This is a genomic window from Candidatus Binatia bacterium (genome assembly GCA_029243485.1).
Classification (GTDB): Bacteria; Desulfobacterota; Binatia; order UBA12015; family UBA12015; genus VGTG01.
On record JAQWRY010000060.1, the window covers coordinates 26,963 to 35,248 of the forward strand.

8 protein-coding genes are annotated in these 8,286 nt (G+C 65.5%); 6 read left to right on the forward strand and 2 right to left on the reverse strand.

The window, feature by feature from the left end:
• Positions 1-32 precede the first annotated feature (32 nt).
• From P8R42_16900 to P8R42_16920, 5 genes are read left to right on the forward strand one after another with little or no spacing between them, the layout of a single operon-like run.
• Complete coding sequence (locus tag P8R42_16900) at positions 33-974, forward strand: MBL fold metallo-hydrolase (protein ID MDG2306293.1); 942 nt, start codon at positions 33-35, stop codon at positions 972-974.
• A complete protein-coding gene (locus P8R42_16905; protein MDG2306294.1) occupies positions 971-2,203 on the forward strand; it encodes a cytochrome P450 in 1,233 nt (410 codons plus the stop codon). The genes P8R42_16900 and P8R42_16905 overlap by 4 nt, the downstream gene beginning before the upstream one ends.
• Before the next feature lie 10 nt (positions 2,204-2,213).
• Positions 2,214-4,031 carry an AMP-binding protein gene (locus P8R42_16910; protein ID MDG2306295.1) on the forward strand — a complete coding sequence of 606 codons (1,818 nt, stop codon included), beginning with the start codon at positions 2,214-2,216 and terminating at the stop codon, positions 4,029-4,031.
• A 46-nt stretch (positions 4,032-4,077) separates the two neighbouring features.
• On the forward strand, positions 4,078-4,392 hold the full coding sequence (locus tag P8R42_16915; GenBank protein ID MDG2306296.1) for a DUF3817 domain-containing protein: 315 nt from the start codon (positions 4,078-4,080) through the stop codon (positions 4,390-4,392).
• Positions 4,393-4,420: 28 nt separating this feature from the next.
• The gene (locus P8R42_16920; protein ID MDG2306297.1) at positions 4,421-4,711 is read left to right on the forward strand and encodes a hypothetical protein; all 291 of its coding nucleotides are present in this window, start codon (positions 4,421-4,423) and stop codon (positions 4,709-4,711) included.
• Positions 4,712-4,736: 25 nt separating this feature from the next.
• On the opposite strand, the gene P8R42_16925 is transcribed toward P8R42_16920, so the two are convergent.
• On the reverse strand, positions 4,737-5,690 hold the full coding sequence (locus P8R42_16925) for a nucleoside hydrolase (protein ID MDG2306298.1): 954 nt from the start codon (positions 5,688-5,690) through the stop codon (positions 4,737-4,739).
• On the reverse strand, positions 5,687-6,736 hold the full coding sequence (locus P8R42_16930; GenBank protein MDG2306299.1) for a phosphotransferase: 1,050 nt from the start codon (positions 6,734-6,736) through the stop codon (positions 5,687-5,689). The genes P8R42_16925 and P8R42_16930 overlap by 4 nt, the downstream gene beginning before the upstream one ends.
• A 153-nt stretch (positions 6,737-6,889) precedes the next feature.
• Between P8R42_16930 and P8R42_16935 the strand changes: the two genes are divergently transcribed.
• On the forward strand, positions 6,890-8,286 hold a 1,397-nt coding region (locus P8R42_16935), incomplete at its 3' end, for an LLM class flavin-dependent oxidoreductase (GenBank protein ID MDG2306300.1).

Genomic DNA, 8,286 nt, shown 5'->3' on the forward strand with positions numbered 1-8,286 from the left:
AGCCCGCCACTGCACTGCGCTACACGACTCCCATGGAGTTCCAAGAGATCGGGCGTGACGTTTACGCCTGTCTGCAAGAGGATACCGGGCTCGGCAAGAGCAACTCTGGTCTCGTGAATAGAGGTGGAGGGCTCGTCGTCGACACGTTCTGGGACCTTCCCCACACGCAGGAGATGATCAAGCACTACTCCGGCGTGTGGCGGAAGCCGGCCGAGCGCGTGGTGAACACGCATCGCAACGGGGATCACTGTTGGGGGAACCAGCTCTTTCCCGGCGCCGAGATCATCGCGCATCGTGCGTGTGGCGAGATGTTCGAGAGGGAGAAGCCCGAGGCGATGCAGGCGCTTCGCAATGCGGGCGGCGCCGGTGGGGATCCGATGCTGAAGGCATTCGCGGATGCGCTCTCGGAGTTCGACTTCGAGGGAATCGAGCTCACGCCACCGACCACTCTGATCGACGACACGCTCGACATCGAGCTCGACGGCTTGAAGGTGAGCCTCGTGCACGTGGGGCCGGCGCACACCGCCGGTGACGTGATCGTGCATCTACCGGAGCAGGGGATTGTCTTCGCTGGCGACATCCTGTTTCGTTTGTGTACACCGATTGGGTGGGAGGGCACGTACGACACCTGGATTTCCGCCCTCGACAAGATCGTCGCCCTCGACCCCAAGGTCGTCGTTCCGGGGCATGGCCCTCTGTGCGGTACCGAGGGGCTTCTTGAGATGAAGGCCTACCTCGAGTATGTGCGCGCCGAAGCGAAGCCTCTCTTCGAGCAGGGACTCTCGATTCTCGAGGCGTGCAAGAAAATCGACCTCGGCCCGTATGCGGGTTGGACCGAGCCCGAGCGGCTGGTCTTCAACGTCTCGCGTGCCTTTCGCGAGCTGCGGGGCGACCCGTTCGACACCCCGATCGATATCACCGAAGTGTTCACTTCAATGTTTCAGCTCCGCGACGCATGGGAAACCAAATCATGACCGAAGTAACGCAGGATCCGTTCGAGGACTTCGACCACTCCACCGGCTCGGGTCTGGTGCGCGACCCGTATCCCCGCCTGGCGGAGCTGCGAAAGGCATCGCCCGTCTTGAACGGTCGACTCGACGAGGCGTTCGATCTCCCGAAACAGCCGGAACCGGAAGGGCCGAAGAGCGGTCTCTACTTCACGGCGCTGGGCTACGATGCGGTCACGCAGGTTTTGCTCGACGGCGAGACGTTCTCCTCGGCCGGATACGCGAAGTCGATGGGGCTCGTGATGGGCCACAGCATTCTCGAGATGGACGAGCCGGAGCACCGGCGATATCGCGACCTCCTGCAGGGGGCCTTCACCCTGAAGGCCATGGAGCGTTGGGAGCGCGACGTGGTGGCTCCGATCGTCGAGCGCCGAATCGACGCGTTCGTTTCGTCGGGTCGCGCGGACCTCGTCCGGGATTTCGCGTTTCCGTTCCCGCTCGAGGTGATCTCGGCGATGCTCGGTCTGCCCGAGAAGGACTTGCCGGCCTTTCATCGGATGGCGGTCGAGCTCATCAGCATTGCGATCGACATCGAGCGCGGCCTGAACGCGTCGGTGGCACTGCGGGATTACTTCGCAACGGTCCTCGCCGAGCGCAGAGAGTCGCCGCGCGACGATCTCGTCAGCATGCTCGCCCAGGCCGAGCTCGACGGCCAGCGTCTGACCGACGAGGACATCTTCGCGTTCCTGCGGTTGCTGCTTCCCGCCGGTGCCGAGACGACGTACCGCTCGTCGAGCAATCTCCTGTTCGGACTTCTCTCTGACCCGAAGCAATTGAATGCCCTTCGCGACGATCGCTCGCTCATGCGAAAGGCGATCGAGGAAGGACTCCGCTGGGAGGCGCCGCTCACGGGAATTGCGCGCACGACGACGCGTGACGTCGACGTCTGCGGGACGATGATCCCCGACGGGTCTCTGGTTCAGGTGTGCGTCGGTGCGGCGAATCACGACCCGGCACGTTGGAATGAGCCCAATCGCTTCGACCTGTTCCGCGAGGTCAAGCCCCACATCTCCTTCGCGACGGGGCCGCACACGTGCCTCGGCCTGCATCTGGCGCGGATGGAAACCGTCGTCGCCTTGAACGCGCTTCTCGATCGGCTTCCGAACCTGCGACTCGATCCGGCGGCGCAAGACGTTCACATTACCGGTCTCACCTTTCGCGCGCCGCGCGAGCTCCCCGTTCTGTTCGACACCTGAGGGCCTCTTCATGCCTGGTCCGTATTCCTTCGACGCTCCGTTCACTCTTGGCGGGCAGCTCGACGCCCGTGCCTCGCATCAAGAGGTCGGCCCCCGGGTGGCGCTGGTCGAGGGCGAGCGGGAATGGACGTACCGCGACTTCCGAGCGGAGTCGGTGCGGCTTTCGCATTTGTTACTTTCCCGTCTCGGCACGATCGATGAAGAGCATCCGGGCCACGTCGCGATGCTCCTCGAGAACCGCCTCGAGCTGATGGGGCTTCTCGGCGGCTGTGCCTATGGGGGGCTCACGCTGTTCGGGGTGAACACGGGGCTTCGCGGAGAGATCCTCGCCGGCGTGCTGAACCAGTCCGGCGCGCGGATTCTCGTCGTTGACCAGAGCCTGCAGGAGCACGTGGAGCGCATCCGCGGAGATCTCGAGCACATCTCGGCCGAGAACATCCTCGTCGTTCGTTCCGGGGGCGAGGGGGCGCTGATCGGAAGCGACTTGATCGAGGTTGCTGCCGCGGAGGTGGGCCCCGCGGAGGTCGATCGACCCGCGCCCGATATCGAGGTCGAGGCAGAACGCCCGTTGATGGTGATCTACACGTCGGGCACCACGGGCCTACCCAAGGGGATCTTGAACAACCACGCGAAGCTCCTGATCATCGGGATGGCGGTCTCCGGTAACATGCAGCTCACCGAGGACGATCGGGCCTACGCCTGCATGCCCTTGTTCCACTCCAACGCGATGTTCCTCGGGTTCATGACCGCGTTTTGGGTGGGCGGGAGCCTCGCCATGCGAGATCATTTCAGTGCATCGCAGTTCGTGCCGGATGTGCTCCGCTACGGGACGACGTACTGGAACTACGTGGGTGAGCCGGTGCACTACGTTCTGGGTGCCCTCGAGAAGAAGTACGGTTCGGCCGACGCGATTCGCGCCGAGGTCACGCAGAATCCGGCGAACAAGCTGCGTTACGCGCTCGGGAATGGTGCCGCCGCGCCGGACCTAGAGAAGTTCTGCGACTGGCTCGGGCTGGAGGACATGTTCGAGCTCTACGGCTCGACCGAGGCCGCGATCAGTACGTTCCGCAAGAAGGGTGACCCGCGCGGCAGTGTTGGCGAGATCACGGACGAAAAGGTCCGGATCCTGAGCGAGCGTGCCGAGGAATGCCCGCCCGCGATGCTCGACGCCGCCGGCAAGATCACGAACTACGCGGAGGCGGTTGGTGAGATCTGTCGCGTGGCGGAGGACACCTCGCTGTTTCAGGGCTACTTTCAGAACGACAAGGCGAACACGGACAAGTATCGCGACGGGGTCTACCACTCGGGCGATCTCGGCCACATCGTCGTGCGCGACGAGACGCGCTTTCTCTTCTTCGATGGCCGCACGGACGACTGGATCCGCAAAGACGGCGAGAACTTCTCGGCGCTTCAGGTTGCACGGCTGATCCAGGAGCACGCGGACGTCGTGCTGGCGGCGGCGTACGGGGTCCCGTGCGCGGTGTCGGATGAGCTGGTGATGGTCGCACTGAAGCTGCGCCCGGGCGCATCGTTCGACCCGAAGGACTTCTTCGACTTCTGTGAGCGGTCGATCGACGGTGGCGGGATGGATCGGAAGTGGTTTCCCGACTTCATCCGGGTCGTCGAAGAATTCGAATACACGCAGACCGAAAAGATTCTGGTGCGGAACTTGAAGAAGCTCCACTTCGACCTGAACCGCTTGGGTGATGCGTCGGTGTATTTCCGCCAGCGGGGTGACTCCGATTACCGGAAGCTCGGTGCGCGGGAGTACGATTCCTTGCGGGCCGAGTTCGCGCGTTCCGAGAAGCTCGACGTGCTCGATCGCTGATTCCGGCGGGCTTCCGCGACCCGACCGGGGTTGTTACACCCGACGCGTGCCGGAATCCCCGATCGGAAAGCTCCGTCTCGCCGGAATCGTCGAGGCCATCTCCTTCCTCCTACTCCTCGGCGTCGCGATGCCGATGAAGTACCTGTGGGGCCAGCCCATTGGCGTGAAGGTCGTGGGCTGGGCCCACGGCGTCTTGTTCATTCTCTTCTGCTTCGCGCTGAACGGGGCCCGCACGGCCCACGACTGGCCCATGGGAAAGTCGGTGAAGGTGTTGATCGCGGCGCTGCTGCCTTTCGGCCCGTTCGTGATCGATCACGGGTTGAAGGAAGAGGAGGCGGCGACCGAGGGGGGCGCGGGGTAGGGGTGATTGGGGATGCGGCATCTGCGGCTTGGGCCGATTGCTTGACGCGCTCGAGCGGATCCCGTCCCGCCATCGGTGGATTTGGGTTCAGGTCTTCGCGGTAGCCGATGATGGCGGGGGACTCGGTGAGATGGCTGCCGTCGTCGAGTTCGAGTACGGGGACCGCGCCGGGCGGGTCGATCTTCAAGAACTCGGGCGTCCGAGTTTGGACCTGGATGATGTCGACTTCTTCGCGGGGGAGGTCGAGCCCCTTCTCCTTCAGGTAGACCAGGACCTTCATCGGGTTGGGCGCGAGCGGGAACACGTAGAGTTTCATTGAGGGAGCCTCCAGCCTCGCTTCCGGGTCAATCGCCCAGCCGAAGCAAGCGGTCGACGAAGTGTGCGCGGAATCGGTCCGCATCGACCGCGGTGGCGACGCGCATCTCGCGGGTGCCGGGGGCTCCGGGCGGACGCTCGATGCTGCGAAAGACGTCGTCCTGGGTGGTCGGCTCGATGGCCAGCTGTTCGAAGGTGCAGAAGGACTCATCGTACGCGCAGGCCAGCGCCAGCGGGTCGTGAAGGAAGGCGAGGTTGTCGGCCTCCATGTTGGCCCCGAAGCCGCTGAAGATCTCGTTCTGGAGCGGCGACCAGACCCGGATCGCCCGGGTGAGCGCTTGCAGGAGAGGTGCGTCGGAGCGTTCGAGTCGTGCGAGGTCTTCCTCGCGGAGCCACGTTTGCAGAGTCACGTCGCCGGTCACAAGTCGCGTAGGGACGTCGGCGCGCAGCGTCCGCACGGAGGCGTCGCGGTCGGAGCAGAGGTTGTAGTCGATTCCGAAAGGGAACGAGAAACCGCCGTACTCGATTCCGCGGACGTGGCCGCCCATGATCGTGAGCTGCTTCACACGTTTGGCGAGGGTCGGGTCAGTCCCGAGCGTGGCGGCGAGATTGGTCATCGGTCCGACTGCGACGAGTTCGAGGTCGTCGTGCGCACGGAGCAAGCGTGCGATGGCATCGGTGCCGGACTCGGCTTCGGAGGGCGGCATGTCTCCCTCTGCGAGGATGCCCTCGCCCTCGTGTCCGGTCGAGGCGAAGCTGCTGCCGGTCGTCACGGGCTCACCGCGCCCGGCGTACACGGGCACGTCGTCTCGCCCGGCGAGGGCGAGGAGGCGCTTCGAGATTCCGGCGCGGTGATGGGTATCGCCGCTCACCGTCGTGACGGCGACGAGCTCGATCTCCGGCGAAGCCAGAGCAAGGGCGAGGCACATGGCGTCGTCGACGTCCGTGCCCATATCGGTGTCAAGCAGGATGCGGTGTGTCACGTGGTGAAGGCCTCCGAGAGACGGGTGGGGGGCTCCCGGATCAGCCGGTCGGCAAGCTCGATCGCGGCGAGGGAGCTTGCGGCGGACGCGACCGCGGCGACGCGCGCCGCGCCGATCGTCCGACGCATGATTTCGAGCCCGGCGTAGCGGGCCGCGTCCTCGAAGGCCACGATCCGGTCGTCGCCGAGGACCTCCGTGTACGCCTCCCAGATCGCTGCGGTGCTGCGGCGCGCATGGTCCACAGGGCCACTGATCCATGTGTGCGCGAGCAAAGTCCCGACATCGAAAGCGGGGTCGCCCACATGGGCAATCTCTGCGTCGAGCAGTGTGGCGCTCCGGCTGTGGAGGAGGATGTTGCCCGGCTGCACGTCGGCGTGCACGAGCGCGCCATGCGGGGAGAGGTAACGCTCGTAGGCATGTGCTGCGGTTTTGGCGAGAGAGCGATCCGAACGCACGGCGGCGGCGCGGCTTTCGACGCCGCTTGGGACCGGGAAGCCGTCTCCCTCGTAAGGGAGCTTGAAGATGTGGTCGCCGTGCAGTCGCTGGATGTCCTGGTTTGCGAAGCGCGCCGCGAGGGTGTCGTCCTCCCAGGTGGCGCTGTGTACGCGCCCGAGAAACCGTGCGATGAAGACGAGTTCTCTCTCGACGTCGGCGCCGCGCAGGAAGGCAGCATCGAGTCGTTCCGCATCACCGAGGTCCTCCAGGACGAGGAGCCGGCGTGCCTCGTCGAAGCGCAGGATGTTCGGGCAGATGCCGTCGGTGTCGAGTGGCCGGGCAATCTCGTAGTATCGGTTCTCGAAGACGATGCGCTCGGTACTGGTCTCGTACTCGGGGAACTTCTCCAGCGCGGGGCGCGCGTGCTTCACGATCACCGTGTGGCCGGACTCGCGGGAGCGAATCCGGCGGACCCAGTTGATGTTGCCATCGCCGGCCGGCTCGATCGCGGGGTCGCTCGCGGGGTCGCTTGCGTCGAGCACGCCGGCGTTGCCGAGGAGGCGACCGAGCTCGGCTTCGGACCAGGGCTGAGGGTTGTCGTCGGTCGCCAAGGCGCTCTCCTACTCCAGGCCGCCGCTTGGCGGCAAGCTGGACTACGTTCGCCGGGCCCGGAAGCTACCGGGGCTCGGCCGTTGGGCGCGTTTCCCGCCCGGTCGAGCCGCCGGGTTCGACGCTGCGCTCTTTGTCGAAGTAGGCTCCGAGCCATGCGATTCGGAATGTTCTACGAGCACCAGCTGCCCCGTCCCTGGGACGAGACGTCGGAGTACCAGCTTCTTCAGGACGCGCTCGAACAGATCGAGCTCGCGGACCGTCTGGGCATCGAATACGTCTGGGAGGTCGAGCACCACTTCCTGGAGGAGTATTCGCATTCGAGTGCACCCGAGGTCTTCCTCGCGGCAGCCAGTCAGCGGACGAAGAACATCCGGCTCGGCCACGGCATTCTGCAGACCTCGCCGTTGTACAATCATCCCGCTCGATCGGCAGAGCGGCTCGCCACGCTGGACCTGCTCTCGGGCGGACGCGTGGAGTTCGGGTCCGGCGAGTCGACGACGACCGCTGAACTCGGGGGGTTCAACATCGGGCTCTCCGACAAGCAGGAGCAGTGGCGCGAGGGACTCGAGGCGGTCCTGCGCTGCCTCACCGAGACTCCGTTCACCGGCATCGACGGGAAGTGGGTCCAGATGCCCCCGCGCAACGTCGTACCGAAGCCCCTCCAGAAGCCGCATCCGCCGCTCTGGGTCGCGTGCTCGCGCCGCGAGACCATCATCAAGGCGGCGGAGCAGGGCCTCGGCGCTCTGACCTTCGCCTTCGTCGATCCGGAGGACGCGGCGAGTTGGGTGAAGGCTTACGAGCGCCACCTGGAGGGCTGCGTGCCCATCGGTCAGCGCATCGATCCGGAGGTCGCCTGCGTCTCCCCGATGATGGTTCACCGCGACGAACGCGAAGCGCTCCGCCGCGGTCTCGAGGGGGGCAACTTCTTCGGGTACTCGCTGGCCTACTACATCGTGTTCGGGGATCACGCGCCGGGTCGGACGGATCTCTGGCAGGAGTTCCAGAAGACGCGCCGCGAGAAGGGCTACGATCCTGAGATTGCTCTCGCCGAACAGCAGAAGCTCGGTGCGAAGATCACGCAGGGCGAAGTGTCCGCGCTGCGCGGCGCGGTCGGAACGCCGGATCAGCTCCGGGAGTATTTACGTCGGTACGAGGAGGCGGGAGTCGATCAGCTGATCTTCGTGCTCCAGGCGGGGAACAACCGCCACGAACACATCATGGAATCGATCGAACTCTTCGGGAGGGAGATCCTCCCGGAGTTCAAGGAGCGCGACGAGAAGGCTCGAAAGGCCAAGGCGGAGCGCCTTGCCCCGCTCATCGACGCTGCACTCGCTCGTCGCGAGGAATCGGGGCCGGCACACGACGAGGGCTACCACATCCCCGCGATCGCCAAGAAGTTGTACAAAGGCGCCGGGGGCGACGCGCTTCTAGCCAAGATCGCGGCGGACACGGCGCTCGGACGCGAATCCCTGGAGGGGGCGGACGGGGGCGGGGGCGCGGGCGCGGGGGGGGGGGGGCGGCGGGGCACCCCCCCCCCCCCCCCCAGAGA

What these genes read in the sequence shown, in the direction of transcription:
- P8R42_16905 (MDG2306294.1), top strand. Translation starts at nt 971, where the DNA reads ATGACCGAAGTAACGCAGGATCCGTTCGAGGACTTCGACCACTCCACC.
- P8R42_16900 (MDG2306293.1), top strand. Translation starts at nt 33, where the DNA reads ATGGAGTTCCAAGAGATCGGGCGTGACGTTTACGCCTGTCTGCAAGAG.
- P8R42_16910 (MDG2306295.1), top strand. Translation starts at nt 2,214, where the DNA reads ATGCCTGGTCCGTATTCCTTCGACGCTCCGTTCACTCTTGGCGGGCAG.